The organism is Cellulomonas marina, from assembly GCF_900111925.1.
Classification (GTDB): Bacteria; Actinomycetota; Actinomycetes; order Actinomycetales; family Cellulomonadaceae; genus Cellulomonas; species Cellulomonas marina.
Genome location: NZ_FOKA01000015.1, coordinates 32,470 through 47,311 on the forward strand (window position 1 = coordinate 32,470; position 14,842 = coordinate 47,311).

Below are 14,842 nucleotides of genomic sequence, written 5' to 3' on the forward strand. Positions count from 1 at the left end.
GGCGCCCGTCCAGCCCAGCCCTCAGGCGCGCGCCAGCCGCAGCGTGACGACCTGGAACGGCCGCATCGTCAGCGCGACCGCCCCCTCGTCCGCCCGGCGGGCCGGGTCTGCGGGGTCCACCGGCTCCAGCGGGGACAGCGCCGCCACGGCAGGCTCGTCGCGCTCGTGCAGGTCCACCACGCGGGCGCCGCTCGTCGGGAAGCCGGGACGCACCACGACCCGGCCGCGGCCGCCCAGGGACTCGTACAGCCGCACGACGACGTCGCCCGAACCGTCGTCGGCCAGCTTCACGGCCTCCACCACCGCGCCGCCGCCCTCGACGACGACGAGCGGCGCCACCGGCGCGGCACCGCGCCGGGTCCGCACCGGCAGGTTCGCGCGGTAGCCCTCGACGACGGCGTCGTCGATGCCGGCGCCGGGCACGAGCGCGTAGCGCAGCACGTGCCGGCCCTGGTCCGTGCCCGGGTCGGGGAACAGGGGCGCGCGCAGCAGCGACAGCCGGACCGTCGTCGCGCCGGGGCCGCGGGCGTCGCCGGGCCCGGGCCGGACGACCTCGTGGCCGTAGGTGGCGGCGTTCACGAGCGCGACCCCGTATCCCGGCTCGCCGACGTGCAGCCACCGGTGGGCGCAGACCTCGAAGCGGGCGGCGTCCCACGAGGTGTTCGTGCGCGCGTCGCGGTGGACATGGCCGAACTGGGTCTCGGCCGTCGAGCGGTCGGCGTGGACGGCCAGCGGGAACGCCGCCTTCAGCAGGTGCTCGCGCTCGTGCCAGTCCACCTCGAGGGTGAGGTCGACGCGGCGCCGCCCGGCCGGCAGCGCCACGGTCTGCACGTACCGGGAGGCGCCGTCGCGCCGCTCGATGACGACGCGCGGACAGGCAGGGTCGGCGGCGTCGAGGCGGACCGACTCGAGGGCGCGCAGCTCGCGCACCCGGTGCCGGTAGTGCTCGTCGACGTCCCACGCGTCGAACCGCACGGGCTGGTCGGGGTGCAGCTGCAGGACGTTGGCGGCCGTGCCCGGGGGCAGGACCTCCCTGCCGGCGACGAGGTCGCGCACTGCGCCGATCGTGCCGTCGCCGTCGACGCGCACTCGCAGCAGGCCGTCGTCGAGCTCGAACCCGCCGTCGTCGAGCGCCCGGACCGCCACGGGGGCGGTGACGGGGTGCGCGGGGGCGGCTCCGAGCGCCGGCACCTCGTCGAGCGCGTGCGGGGCGGCGTTGAAGGCGAGCGGCAGGTCCCCGGTCCCCGCGAGCGCGGTCTGGGCGGCGTCGACCAGGGCCTCGAGCTCCGCGGCCAGGCGCGCGTACGTGGCGCGGGCCTCGGCGTGCACCCAGGCGATGGACGAGCCGGGCAGGATGTCGTGGAACTGCAGCAGGAGGGCGTCCTGCCACGCCCGGTCGAGCGCCGCGTGCGGGTACGGCGCGCCGGTGCGGACGGCCGCGGTGGCGCACCACAGCTCCGCCTCCCGCAGCAGGTGCTCCGTGCGGCGGTTGCCCGCCTTCATCGCGTGCTGGCTCGTGTACGTCCCGCGGTGGAACTCGAGGTACAGCTCCCCGGACCACACGGGGGCGTCGGCGTACTCCTCGCGCGCCGCGGCGAAGAAGGCGGCCGGGCTCTCGATCCGCACGCGCGGAGAGCCCTCGAGGTCCGCGACGCGGCGGGCCACCTCGAGCATCTCGCGCGTCGGCCCGCCGCCGCCGTCGCCGTAGCCGAACGGCAGAAGGCTGCGGGTCGCGCCGCCGTGGTCGGCGAAGGTGCGGACCCCGTGCGCCAGCTCCGCGGCGGACAGCGTCGAGCCGTAGGTCTCGGCCGGCGGGAAGTGCGTGAAGACGCGCGTCCCGTCGATGCCCTCCCACCAGAAGGTGTGGTGCGGGAACCGGTTCGTCGCGTTCCACGACATCTTCTGCGACAGGAAGGCCTCGGCCCCCGCGAGCCGGAACAGCTGCGGCAGGGCGCCGGAGTACCCGAAGGAGTCCGGCAGCCATACCTCGCGCGGCCGCACGCCGAGCTCGCGCTCGAACCACCGGGTGCCCTGCACGAGCTGGCGGACCATCGACTCCCCGCCGGGCAGGTTCGTGTCCGACTCCACCCACATGCCGCCGACCGGGACCCACTGCCCGGTCGCGACCGTGCGGCGGATCCCGTCCATCACGGCCGGATGGTGCTCGGCCATCCACGCGTACTGCTGCGCCGACGAGCACGCGAAGACGAGCTCGGGGTAGTCCTGCGCGAGGGACACGACGTTGGAGAACGTGCGGGCGCACTTGCGCACGGTCTCGCGCACCGGCCACATCCACGCCGAGTCGATGTGCGCGTGGCCGACGGCGGAGACGCGGTGGGCGCTGGCGGTGGCCGGCTGCGCGAGCAGGTCGGCCAGGTGCGCGCGGGCCTTGCCGGCCGTGCCGACGACGTCGGCGACGTCGAGCTCGTCGATCGCGTGCCCGAGACCGCGCTCGAGCGCGGCGCGCCGTGGGTCGTGCTCGGGCAGGGTCGCGGCGAGCCCGTGCAGCACCTGCACGTCGAGCGCGAGGCCGTGGACGTCCTCCTCGAGCACCGCGAGCTCCGCGCGGGCGAGGCGGTACAGCGGCGCCGTCGGGAGGGTCGCGGGGTCGCCGAGGTCGGTGGGCGCCGGCCCGGGGATGTGCGGGTTGGCCGCCGCCTCGACGTAGAGGTCGACCTCCTCGCCGCCCTGGGCCTCGCGGGCGACGAGCACCCAGGCGTTGCGCGGCTCGACGCCCTTGAGCGGGACGCCGTCGGCCGTCCAGACGAGGCCCTCGCACTGGAACCCCGGCCCGCCGTGCGTGAACCCGAGGTCGACGAGGAGCTCGACGCGCCGCCCCGCCATCTCCTGCGGAACCCGGCCGCGCAGGTGGAACCACGAGGTGGACCACGGACGGCCCCGCGGCTCGCCGACGGCGGTCGGCACGAACGGCCGCCGGACCGCCTCGGCGAAGGGCTCGGGCTCGCCCGGCAGGTGCGTGACCGTCACCTGGAGGGGCGTGCGGTGGGACCACGTGGCGGGGACGATCCGCTGCGTCGGGACCCGGGTGGTGCGGGCGGACTGCTCGGTCAGGTTGCGGTGCACGGGGGCGCTCCTCGGGATCGGCCGGCACGCGCCGTCGGTGTTCGACTCCGCACGTCGTCGGCTGCGGCACGCAAACTTCTGCTCGTCGCCGGACACCAGGGGTCGAGGTCGTCGGTCGAGGTCGTCGGTCGAGGTCGTCGGTCGAGGTCGTCGGTCGGGCGTCGGGCACGGCTGGGCACCCCGGGAGAAGCGGTCTAGCGTGCGACGGGTGAGCGACACCGCGGTCGGCCCCCTCCTGCGGGGCGTGGACGTGGTCATCGGGCTCGGCCGGGGCGACCGGCCCACCGCGGTGGCCGTCCGCGGGGTGCTCGACGTGCACTCGTGCCCGACGCTGCGCGAGACCCTGCGCTCGCTGGTGGTCGCGGCCGGTGGCGGCGTGGTCGTCGACGCCACGGAGCTCGAGGTGGCCGACGAGGCGGGGCGCGCGGCGCTCGACGCCGTCGCGCGGCACTGCCGCGAGTTCGGCGGCTCCCTCGTGCTGCCCCACGCGCAGTCCGGGCGGGTCGGGGCACGGCGCGGCGTCCCCGCCGGCTGAGCGCCCCTCTGCCGGGGTCCTACCCCGCGGTCCCGGGCGTCGGGGCGACGACGACGTGCGCGACCAGGTCGTGCAGCAGGGCGAGCTGCTCGGCGCTGGCCCGGTCGTCGACGACGACGGTGTGCACCTCGTCGAGCCCGAGCACCCGCATCGGCGCACGGGCCTCGAGCTTCGAGTGGTCCAGGAGCAGCACGACGCGCGCGGCGATCGCTGCCATCGCGCGCTTGGTGTCCGCGTCCCACGGGTCGGCGGAGAAGACCCCGGCGCGTCCGGCGGCGGTCGCGGACAGCACGGCCACCTCGACCGCCAGGTCACCGAGCGCGGCGCGCGTGAGCGGCCCGGTCAGCGAGCGGGTCTGGCGGTGGTAGGCGCCGCCGAGGGCGATGACGTCGAGGTCCTCGCGCGCCGCGCAGGCGGTGAGGACGGGCAGGGAGTGCGTGACGACGGTGACGCCGGCGGGCAGGGCGCGCGCGAGGGCGGCCACCGTCGTCCCCGCGTCGAGCGCGAGGACCGCGTCGCCGGCGACGAGGGGCACCGCCGCCGCGGCCACCGCCCTCTTCTCCTCGGTCGCCCGTGTGCGGCGCTCGTCGAAGGGCACGCCGGGGACGTCATCGCCCGTGCCCCTGCCGGCCTCGTCGCCGGGCCCGCCCTCGGGGCCGGTCGCCAGGCTCGCGCCGCCGACCACGCGCCGGACGCGGCCCTCCGCCGCGAGCTGCGACAGGTCCCGCCGGATCGTCATCTCCGACACGCCCATGGCCGCCGCCGCGCCGCTGGAGGAGACGTAGCCGCTCTCCGCGAGCTGACGCAAGAGGGCCTCGCGGCGGGCCGGGGCGGCGGAGTAGCGCACGGGCCGTAGTCAACCAGGGCTGTGCCGGGCCGCACACAGGGGCCGCAGTCCGTAGAAAAAGTGCGCGACGTCGCACACAGTTGGGGGGTGCATCCGACGCCGCCACCGACGACGCCGCCACCGACGACGCCGCCACCGACGACGCCGCCACCGACGACGCCGCCACCGACGACGCCTCCACCGACGACGCCGCCATCGACGACGCCGCCCCTGCCGCCGGGGACCCCGCTCGCGCTGGGCCTGGACGTGGGGACGACGAACACGAAGGCGGTGCTCGTCGCGGTGACGGACGACGCACCCGACGACGGGACGGCGTCCGGCGCCCCGGCCCCGGGGCGGCGCGTCGTCGTGCTCGCCGGCGCCGCCGCGTCGACGCCCGACCCGGCCGGGCTCGCGGCAACGCTGCGCGACCTCGTGGACCGCGTGCTCGACGCGGCCGAGGTGCCGGAGGGGCCGCTCCGCGGTCGCCGTGCGGACCCGGACGTGGTGGGCATCGCCTCCATGGCGGAGACCGGCGTGCCGCTGGACGCGGACGACCGGCCCGTCGGCGGGTGGGTGCGGTGGGACGGGCACCGGGCCGGGGCGGCGGCGCCCGTGGGCGGCCTCGCCCTGCGCGTCGGCGCGCCGGCGCTCGCGGCCGCCACCGGCGTGCGGCTCGCGGCGAAGGTGCCCCTCGTCGCCCTCGAGCGGCTGCGGGCGCAGGACCCCGCGCGGTGGGCCGCCCTGCACCGCTGGTCAGGGGTGGCGGACCTCGTCGCCCTGCTCCTCACCGGCGCCCTCGTCACCGACCACACGCTCGCGGGACGCACCGGCGCGTACCTCCTGCCCGGCGCCGACCATGTCCTGCCCGCCGGCTTCGACGCCGCGCTGCTGGCGGAGGTCGGGCTGCGGCCGGAGGCGCTGCCGCGCGTGGCCCGGCCCGGGGAGGTCGCCGGCACCGTGCGAACCGGCGGACCCGTGCCCCGGCTGCGGGCCGGCACGCCCGTCGTCGTCGCCGGGCACGACCACCCGGTCGGGGCGTGGGGTGCCGGCGTGCGCACGCCGGGGACGACGGCCGACTCCCTCGGCACCGCCGAGGCGCTGTGCGCGGTCCTGGCGGCACCCGTCGACCCGCTGGCCGCGGCGGCCGCGGGCATGAGCGCCGTCCGCACGGTCGAGGGGCTCCCGGGCCTCGTCGCCGGCGCGGCCGGCGGGGCCGTCGTGCGGTGGTGGGCGCAGGAGCGCGGCGTGGACCTGAGGACGTCTGGCGTCGCCGCCGCGTCCGACGGCGGTCCGGCCCGTCCGGTGGACGCCGTCGTCCTGCCCTACCCCGCCGGGCGGCAGGGCCCGGCGGGCGACCCCGCCGCGCGCGTGCGGGTCGTCGGCGACCCCGGGCCCGACCTGCCGCGGGCCGTCCTCGAGGGGCTCGCGCTGCACGCCGCGTGGATGCTGCGGGAGCAGGGGCGGCTCGCGGGCGTGCCGGCCGACGAGGTCGTCGTCCTCGGCGGCGCGGGCGCGTCGAACGCCGGCTGGCTCGACGCGAAGGCGCGGCTCACACCGGCCGCGCTGCGCGTCGCCGACGTCGCCGAGCCCGTGGCCGTCGGCGCCGCCCTGCTCGCGCTGCACCGGGCCGGCGTCGGCGGGCCCGTCCCCGCGGTGCCCACGCGCCCGGTGGGCCCGCCCCTGCCCCGCGCCGTGCAGGACGCGGCGCTCGACCGCTTCGTGGCCGTGGCGCAGGCGCCCGTGCCCGACGACGACCCGACGACCGTGCTCGACCGACCGATGGAGGTCCGATGACCACGCCCGCGCCCGGCACCACGCCCGCTCCCGCTCCCGCTCCCACCCTCGACGCCCTGGCCCGCCCCGGCGGCACGCTCGCGATGGTCGCGATGGACCAGCGCGAGAGCCTGCGCACGATGTTCGTGGAGGCGGGGACCGACGTCGACCACGCCGGGATGGTGGCGTTCAAGACGGAGGTGGCCCGTGCGCTGGGCCCGCTCGCCAGCGGCTTCCTCGTCGACCGCGAGCACGAGCCGGGGCGCTTCCGGGACCTGCTGCCCGCGACGTGCGGGCTGGTGCTGGCGGCGGACGCGCTCGAGCAGGAGCCGGGCGGACCGGTCGAGGACACGGGGCTCGACGAGCTCGTCGTCGCCCCCGACGCCGACCTGGCCGGGGCCGTCGCGCTCAAGCTGCTCGTCGTGTGGCGTCGCGACGACCGGCGCGAGGCCCGCGTGGAGCTCGCCCGGCGGTTCGTCGAGGTGGCGGCGCGGCGCGGCGTGCTGTCGGTCCTCGAGCCGGTCGTCCGGGCGACGCCCGAGGAGACGGCCGCCGGGACGTGGGACCTCGACGCGGCGATCCGCGAGGCCGCGCGGGAGCTGTCCCCGCTGCGACCGAGCCTGTACAAGGCGCAGGTGCCGAGCCAGGGCCGGGGGGAGGTCGCGGACCTCGAGCGCGCGTGCGTCGCGCTGGGGGAGGCGGTGATCGGGCCGTGGGTGGTGCTGTCCCAGGGCGTGCGGCACGAGGCCTTCCTCGGCGCGGTCCGGGCGGCGTGCCGTGGCGGCGCGAGCGGCTTCCTCGCGGGGCGGGCGCTGTGGTCGGACGTCGTCGGTCGGCCAGACGTGCCGGCCGCGCTGCGTGCGGTGTCGGTGGCGCGGCTGGAGCGGCTCGTCGAGGTCGTCGACGCGGAGGCGACGCCGTGGGCACGGCGGTGAGCGCGCCGGTCGGCCTGCTCCACACCGTGCCCGCGCTCGCGGCCCGCTTCGACGCGGACCTCGAGCGGGCGCTGCCCGGCACCCCGCGCGTGCACGTCGTCGACGCGGACCTCCTGGCGACCGCCGTCGTGAGCGGCGTCACCCCGGCGGTCCGGTCGGCGATGCGGGCGCACGTGGCGCACCTCGTCGCGCGGGGAGCGGCGGCGGTGCTGGTCACCTGCTCGTCGATCGGCGAGGCCGCGGAGGAGGCGGCCGGGGCGGTCGACGTCCCGGTGGTCCGCGTCGACGCGGCGATGGCGCGCGAGGCGGTCGCCCGCGCATCGGCGCCGGGCGCGCGAGGGCGGGTGGCGGTGCTCGCCACACTGGCCTCGACGCTGGGGCCGACGGGCCGGCTGGTGGAGCGCACGGCGGCCGGCGCCGACCTCGGGTCGGGGGTGGTGGTCGACGCGCGGGTCGTCGCCGGTGCGGCGGAGGCCCGGGCCGCGGGCGACGAGGACCGCGCCGACGCGCTCGTCGCCGCCGCGGTGGGGGAGGCCGCGCAGGAGGCGGACGTCGTCGTCCTCGCGCAGGCGTCGATGGCGGGGGCGGCCGCTCGCGCCCAGGTGGACGTGCCGGTGCTGACGTCGCCCGCCGGCGGGGTCGCGGACCTCGTCGCCGCCGCGCGCCGGGGCGAGGGCTGACCCGTGGCCGCGGGCGTCACCCTCCTCACCTACGCCGACCGGCTCGCCGGCGACCTGGCCGAGGTGCGGGCGCTGCTCGTCGACGGCCCCCTGCGGGGGTTCGCCGGCGTGCACCTGCTGCCGTTCTTCGTCCCCTTCGACGGCGACGACACGGGCTTCGACCCCGTCGACCACGCGACGGTCGACCCGCGGCTCGGCACGTGGGCGGACGTCCGCGCGCTCGCCGACGCGGGGCTCGAGGTGACCGCGGACCTCATCGTCAACCACGTCTCCGCGCGCTCCGCGGAGTTCGTCGACTGGCTGGAGCGCGGGCCGGCCTCCCCGCACGACGGGATGTTCCTCACCTACGGCACGGTGTTCCCCGACGGCGCGCGCGAGGAGGACCTCACCGCCTTCTACCGGCCGCGCCCGGGGCTGCCCTTCACCGCCGTCCGGCGGGCGGACGGCACGCGCCGCCTGGTCTGGACCACGTTCATGCCGAGCCAGGTCGACCTCGACGTGCAGCACCCCGTCGCACGGGCCTACCTGCGCCGGGTGCTGCGCGCGCTCGCGGCCGGCGGCGTGCGGACCGTGCGCATGGACGCCGTCGGCTACGCCGTGAAGACGCCGGGCACCGACTCCTTCATGACGCCGCAGACCCTCGCGTTCGTCGCCGAGGCCGCCGCGCTCGCGCACGACGAGGGCCTGCGCGTGCTGGTGGAGGTGCACGCCCACCACACGCAGCAGCTCGCGGTCGCGCCGCTGGTCGACCTCGTCTACGACTTCGCGCTGCCGCCGCTGCTGCTGCACGCGCTGGGCACCGGGACCGTGGACCGCCTCGACCGCTGGCTGCGGATCCGTCCGGCGAACGCCGTCACCGTGCTCGACACGCACGACGGCATCGGCGTCGTCGACGCGGGGCCGTCCGGCGACCTGCCCGGCCTGCTCGACGAGGAGGAGATGGCCGGGATCTTCGCGCGCGCCGCCGTCGCGACCGGCGGCCGCTCGGCGGCCGCGTCCGTGTGCCGGCGTTCCTGCGGCTGCCGCACCAGGTCAACGCGACGTTCCTCGACGTGCTCGGGGGCGACGAGACCGCGTTCCTGCTGGCCCGGTGCGTGCAGGTGTTCGTGCCCGGGGAGCCGCAGCTCTACTACGTCGGCCTGCTCGGCGGGCACGACGACGTGGCCCTGCACGCGCGCACCGGCCAGGGCCGCGACCTCAACCGGCACCACTGCACGCCGGACGAGGTCGCGGCGGCCCTGACGTCCGACGTCACCCGGGCCCAGCTCGCCCTGGTGGCACTGCGCGCGCATCCGGCCTTCGACGGCACGTTCGGCTGCCGGACCACCGGCCCGTCGGGCCTCGAGCTGAGCTGGCGGTCCGGCCCGCACACGGCGGTGTGCACCGTCGACGGCACCCCGGGCGCCCCGCGCTTCCACGTCGAGGTCACCACCTCCGACGGCACCCCGACGACGTACGCCTCCGTCGCGGACCTGGCCCGCGCCGCTCCGTAGCCGACGCCGTGCTGATCGGTGGACGCGGACCCGGAGAAGATGACAGCGTGAGCATGTGGCATCGATGCCAGACGCTCCGTACCAGATCTGAACGAGGCCCCCGTGCACGTGCAGCCCGGCCCCGGCACCCACCGTGACATCCACCGTGTCACCGCCGCCGCCTACCTCCTCGAGGTGCGCGCCCACCCGCCGCGCGCGGTGCTGGCCGGCACGGACGGGCGCATCTGGGCGCACCTGAGCCTGCTCGCGTCGGTCGACCGGACGGACCTCGTCGACGAGTCGCTCGCCGTCGGGGCCCCGACCGTGCGGCAGCACGTCGTCGCGGCGGCCGCGGGCGGGCCGGGTGACGAGGACGTCGTCGACGTCGAGCTCGTCGTCGCGACGACCGCCTGGGAGCGCACGCGCGTGCGGCTGCGCTGCCACGAGGACCACCTCGTCCTCACGGTGACCGTCGAGGGACGCGGCACGCTCGCCGACGTCCGCCTGCTCGGCGGGCGGGCGGTCCTCGACACCGGTGCGTGCGGGTCCTTCCGGTCTCTGGGGGAGCACCGCTGCGTCTACGTCCCGACCCCGACGGAACCGGTGCAGGTGGTGCGCGCTGCCACCGCGGCCGCGAGCCTCGGGGTCGTCGGGGACGCCACCGCTGGGCGCCTGCACGCCGTGTTCTCCCCGCCGCCGCTGTGCCTCGTCCTCGGGCGCGCGGTGCCGGCCGGACCGACGCAGGTGCCGGTCGCCACGTCTGGGCAGGAGTGGCTGTCGGTCGGCCTCGTCGCCCCCGTCGTCGACCTGCGCCTCACGGAGCTGCGCTACGAGCCGCTCGACGACGGCTTCCACCTCGTCCTCGACCACGACGGGCACACGCACGTCGACGGGACGTGGACGAGCCCCGAGCTGCACCTGCGGCCGGTGCCCGACCCCGTCGCGGCGCTGCGGCAGCACCGCGAGGACCACGTGGTGCGCGGGTGGGCGCCCGCCGGACCCTCGTCGCCCCCGGTGGACTGGTGGTCCGAGCCGCTGTTCTGCGGATGGGGCGCCCAGTGCGCCCGGGCCCCGCTGCCCGGCGCGCCCGCCCTCCACCCGACGACGCTCGACGCCCTCGGCCCGGAGGTGGTCCCGCCCGGGGCTGTCGTCGCGCCGGACCTGGCCCGCCAGGACGTGTACGACGAGCTCCTCGCGCACCTGGCCGCGCACGACGTCGACCCCGGCACGGTCGTCGTCGACGACCGGTGGCAGGCCGCCTACGGCACCGCCGAGCCCGACCCCGACCGGTGGCCCGACCTGCGGGGCTGGGTCGCCGGGCAGCACGCCGCCGGCCGCCGGGTGCTGCTGTGGTGGAAGGCGTGGGACCCCGAGGGGCTGCCCGTCGACGAGTGCGTCACCGACGCCCGCGGCCGGGCCGTCGCCGCCGATCCCTCGTCGCCGGCCTACGCCGCGCGCGTCCGCGCCACCGTCGCCGCGCTGCTCGGCCCCGACGGCGTCGACGCGGACGGCTTCAAGGTCGACTTCACGCAGCGGTCGCCCGCCGGGCACGGTCTGCGCCGCGCCGCCGGCGTCGGGCCCGACGCGCCGTGGGGCGTCGCCGGTCTGCACGCGCTGCTGGCGCTCCTGCACGACGCCGCGAAGGCCGCCAAACCCGACGCCCTGCTCGTCACGCACACCCCGCACCCCGGGTTCGCCGACGTGACCGACATGGTCCGGCTCAACGACGTGCTCGAGCGGGACCCCGCGGGGGCGGTCGCGCCGCTGGCCGACCAGCTCCGCGCGCGCGCCGCGGTCGTCGCCGCGGTGCTGCCGCACCACCTCGTCGACACCGACCAGTGGCCGATGCTCGACCGCGCGCAGTGGCGGGCGTACGTCGCCGCGCAGGCGGGCCTCGGTGTGCACGCGCTCTACTACGCCGAGCGCATCGACCGCTCGGGCGAGCCACTCACGGCGGACGACCTCGCGCTCGTCGCCCGGACCTGGGCGGAGTACCGGGCGTCGCGACGAGCAGCACGACCACCACGAGCAGCGGCTCCCGCCGGTGGTGCCTGGTGAGCGGCGCGGCCGACGTCGCCGTCCTCGGCGCCACCGCCGCCGGCGTCTGCGCGGCCGTCGCGGCGGCGGAGGCGGGCGCGCGCGTCGTCCTCGTCGAGCCGGGCGGTCAGGTCGGCGGGATGACGTCCGGCGGGCTGGGGTACACCGACCTGGGCGACGAGCGCGTCGTCCGCGGGGCGGCCGCCCGCTTCCGCCGGGCCGTCGCCGACCGGTACGGCGTGGCCGTCAGGCGGTGGGCCGGCCCCGAGCCGCACGTGGCCGAGGAGATCCTGCGCTCGTGGCTGGATCACCCCCGCATCGAGGTGCGCCTCGGCGAGCGCCTCGTCGGCGTGCGGCGGCAGGACGGTCGGGTGACGGCGCTGCTCGTCGAGCCGTCCGCGGGCCGCACGGGCACGGGAGCCGAACCCGTCCCGGGCGTCGGGCCGGCCGCGGGCGCGGGACCCTCCGCCCTCGAGGCGGCCGTCGTCGTCGACGCCACCTACGAGGGCGACCTCCTGGCCGCCGCCGGGGTGCCGTCCCGCACCGGCCGCGAGGACCGCGCGCTGCACGGCGAGACCCTCGCCGGGCGTCGCGAGGTCCTGCCCGGGCGGCACGCGATGCCCGCGGGCCTCTCCCCGTTCGTCGACGACCCCGCCGGCCTCGTCCCCGGGCCGGTGCTCGCAGGCGTGCGCGACGTGCCGCTCGCCGAGGTCGGCACCGGGGACGGCGGCGTCATGTCCTACGGCTACCGCGTGTGCCTCACCACCGCCGCCGACCGCCTCGACCTGGCCGACCTCGAGGTGCCGGCGTCGTACGCGAGCGACGGCCCCGCGTGGGAGCTCGGCCGGCGCCTGCTGCACCACTGGGCCCGGACCGGCACCACGCCCACGGCCGGCGAGCTGCTCGGCCTCGAGCCGAACCTGCCCGGCGGCAAGTGCGACGCGAACTCCCTCGGCCCCTTCTCCCTCAGCGTCCTCGACGGGTCCGCGTGGGCCTTCCCGGGCGCCGGGCTCGACGAGCGCGAGGCCCTGCGCGCCCACCACCGCCACCACGCGGCCGGGTTCCTGCGCTGGCTGGCCACGGACCCGCTCGTGCCCGCGTCCGTCCGCCGCGACCTGCGGCGCTGGGGCCTGCCGCACGACGAGTTCGCCGACACCGGGCACCTGCCCCACCAGCTCTACGTCCGCGAGGGGCGGCGCATGGTCGGCGCGCACGTGCTCGCCGAGCACGACCTGCGCGCTCCCGCGCACCAGCACGACACGGTCGCGCACGGCTCCTACCACCTCGACGTCCGGGAGGTGCAGCGCACCTGGCGCTGGCTGCCCGAGCACCCGCGCCCCGTCGCCGAGGTGGTCACCGAGGGCTACTACAGCGTGGCCGTCCCGCCGTACCCCATCCCCTACCGGGCGCTCGTGCCCCGGGCCCAGGACGCGACGAACCTCGTCGTGCCCATGTGCCTGTCCGCCTCGCACGTCGCGTTCTCGTCGGTCCGCATGGAGCCGCAGTACCAGATGCTCGGCGAGGCCGCGGGGGTGGCCGCCGCGCTGGCGGCCGCCGACGGCCGGGACGTGCAGGCCGTGGACGTCGTCGCGCTGCAGGCGGCGCTGGCCGGGCGGGGGCGGGCCGCGTGAGCGCCGTCGTCGAGGTCGCGCCCGGGGTCTTCCGCGTCGACGACACGTGCGCGGTCTACGTGGTGCGCGCCCAGGCCCCGGACGACGAGGGCCGCCGGACGGGCGTCGCCATCGACTTCGGCTCCGGCGACGTGCTGGACGCGCTGCCGGCGATGGGCGTCGACGTCCTCACCGACGTGCTGCTGACCCACCACCACCGCGACCAGGCCCAGGGCCTGCCGCGCGCGGTGGCCGCCGGCGTGCGCGTCCACGTCCCGCCGGTGGAGCGCGAGCTCGTCGAGGACGTGGGGGAGATGTGGCGCACCCGCACGGTCGTCAACGACTACGACCTGCGTCAGGACCGGTTCTCCCTGCTGGAGCCCGTGCCGGTCGACGACGTCGTCGCCGAGTACCGCACCCGCACGTACGGCGCCGTGGACGTGCGGACGCTGCCCACGCCCGGGCACACCGTCGGGTCGGTGACGTACCTCGTCGAGCGCGGGGGCCGGCGCCTGGCCTTCACGGGCGACCTGGTCCACTCGCCGGGCAAGGTGTGGTCGCTGGCCGCCACGCAGTGGAGCTACACGGAGAACGAGGGGCCGGCCATGACGGTCCTGTCCTGCTACCTGCTCATGGCCGAGCACCTGGACCTCCTGCTGCCGTCGCACGGCGAGCCGATGGACGACCCGCAGCACGCGCTGGGCCTGCTGGCCACGCGGATGCGCGCCTACGTCGACTCGCGCCGCCCCCAGCCGTGGGACCTGCGCACGCGCCTCACCGAGCCCTACGCCCGCATCACCGACCACCTGCTCATCAACCTCTCCAGCCTCTCGACGAGCTACGTGCTGGTGAGCGACGACGGCCCCGCCCTCGTCATCGACTACGGCTACGACATGACGACGGGCATCCCGTCGGGCGGCGGGCGCGCGTCCCGGCGGCCGTGGCTGGCGTCGCTGCCGGCGCTGCGGGAGCAGTTCGGCGTCACGGAGATCGAGGTCGCGCTGCCGACGCACTACCACGACGACCACGTGGCCGGCCTGAACCTGCTGCGCGACGTGGAGGGCACGCAGGTGTGGGCGCCGGCCAACGTCGCACCGGTGCTCGAGGCGCCGATGGTCCACGACCTGCCGTGCCAGTGGTACGACCCCGTGCCGGTGGACCGCGTGCTGCCGCTGGGGGAGTCCTTCCGCTGGCGCGAGCACGAGATCACGGTGCACGACCTGCCCGGCCACACGCTCCACCACGCGGGGTACGAGCTGCACGTGGACGGCGTGACGGTGCTGGTCACGGGGGACCTCGAGGACGGCATGGGCATCCCGGGCGTCCGGCGCGAGGTGCTCAACTACCAGTACCGCAACCTCTTCCGGGTCGACGACTACCGCGCGAGCGCCGCCCTGATCCGCCGCGTCGCGCCGGGCGTCGTGGTGACCGGGCACTGGGAGCCCCGCTGGGTCGACGAGGCGTGGCTGGACATGGTGGCCGACGCGGGCGAGGAGGTCGCCCGGCTGCACCGCGAGCTCCTGCCGCTGGACGCGCTCGACCTGCCGGCCGACTCCCAGCTCGTGCGGCTGACGCCCTACCTCTCCCGGGCGAGCGCGGGTGCGCCCGTCCGGTTCACCGCGGCCGTGCACAACCCGTTCGACCAGGTGAGCGCCGCCCGGGTGGTCCCGGTGCTGCCACTAGGCTGGCGCGCACCCCGGGGGGAGGTCGTCGTCGACGTCCCGGCCCGGGGGCGGTGCGACGTCGTCCTCGAGGTCGTCCCGGCGGGACCGCCGGCCCGTCGGCAGCGGCTCGCCGTCGACGTCACCCTCGGGTCGCTGCGGCTCGGCCAGCACGCGGAGGCCCTCGTCGACGTCGTCGCGGGCCCCGCCGAGGACCAGGACTGAG

At 77.4% G+C, this 14,842-nt stretch carries 11 protein-coding genes; 9 read left to right on the forward strand and 2 right to left on the reverse strand.

Features of this window, described 5'->3' with window-relative positions:
• Window positions 1–21: 21 nt before the first annotated feature.
• Complete coding sequence (locus BM048_RS14580; protein WP_239078888.1) at window positions 22–3,084, reverse strand: alpha-mannosidase; 3,063 nt, start codon at window positions 3,082–3,084, stop codon at window positions 22–24.
• Between the two features lie 208 nt (window positions 3,085–3,292).
• Here BM048_RS14580 and BM048_RS18280 point away from each other — a divergent pair, with 208 nt between their 5' ends.
• Window positions 3,293–3,619, forward strand: coding sequence for an STAS domain-containing protein (locus BM048_RS18280; protein WP_175499564.1), 327 nt, complete (start codon window positions 3,293–3,295; stop codon window positions 3,617–3,619).
• A 19-nt stretch (window positions 3,620–3,638) separates the two neighbouring features.
• Here BM048_RS18280 and BM048_RS14590 read toward each other — a convergent pair whose 3' ends face one another.
• A complete protein-coding gene (locus tag BM048_RS14590; protein ID WP_090034163.1) occupies window positions 3,639–4,466 on the reverse strand; it encodes a DeoR/GlpR family DNA-binding transcription regulator in 828 nt (275 codons plus the stop codon).
• An 87-nt stretch (window positions 4,467–4,553) separates the two neighbouring features.
• Here BM048_RS14590 and BM048_RS14595 point away from each other — a divergent pair, with 87 nt between their 5' ends.
• From BM048_RS14595 to BM048_RS14620, 8 genes are all read left to right on the forward strand, one after another.
• Window positions 4,554–6,242 (forward strand): FGGY-family carbohydrate kinase, encoded by a 1,689-nt coding sequence (locus tag BM048_RS14595; RefSeq protein WP_175499565.1) that lies wholly within the window; start codon window positions 4,554–4,556, stop codon window positions 6,240–6,242.
• Window positions 6,239–7,156, forward strand: a complete 918-nt coding sequence (locus BM048_RS14600; RefSeq protein WP_090034166.1) for a hypothetical protein — start codon at window positions 6,239–6,241, stop codon at window positions 7,154–7,156. Before BM048_RS14595 ends, BM048_RS14600 begins: the two co-directional genes overlap by 4 nt.
• The gene (locus BM048_RS14605; protein ID WP_175499566.1) at window positions 7,153–7,836 is read left to right on the forward strand and encodes an aspartate/glutamate racemase family protein; all 684 of its coding nucleotides are present in this window, start codon (window positions 7,153–7,155) and stop codon (window positions 7,834–7,836) included. The genes BM048_RS14600 and BM048_RS14605 overlap by 4 nt, the downstream gene beginning before the upstream one ends.
• 3 nt (window positions 7,837–7,839) lie before the next feature.
• A complete protein-coding gene (locus tag BM048_RS14610) occupies window positions 7,840–9,078 on the forward strand; it encodes an alpha-amylase family glycosyl hydrolase (RefSeq protein ID WP_239078889.1) in 1,239 nt (412 codons plus the stop codon).
• A 32-nt stretch (window positions 9,079–9,110) separates the two neighbouring features.
• Complete coding sequence (locus BM048_RS18825; RefSeq protein WP_239078890.1) at window positions 9,111–9,329, forward strand: hypothetical protein; 219 nt, start codon at window positions 9,111–9,113, stop codon at window positions 9,327–9,329.
• Window positions 9,330–9,431: 102 nt separating this feature from the next.
• Window positions 9,432–11,366, forward strand: coding sequence for a hypothetical protein (locus BM048_RS18830; RefSeq protein WP_139224469.1), 1,935 nt, complete (start codon window positions 9,432–9,434; stop codon window positions 11,364–11,366).
• A complete protein-coding gene (locus BM048_RS18835) occupies window positions 11,363–12,976 on the forward strand; it encodes an FAD-dependent oxidoreductase (protein WP_139224470.1) in 1,614 nt (537 codons plus the stop codon). Before BM048_RS18830 ends, BM048_RS18835 begins: the two co-directional genes overlap by 4 nt.
• A complete protein-coding gene (locus BM048_RS14620) occupies window positions 12,973–14,841 on the forward strand; it encodes an MBL fold metallo-hydrolase (RefSeq protein WP_090034168.1) in 1,869 nt (622 codons plus the stop codon). The genes BM048_RS18835 and BM048_RS14620 overlap by 4 nt, the downstream gene beginning before the upstream one ends.
• Window position 14,842 lies beyond the last annotated feature (1 nt).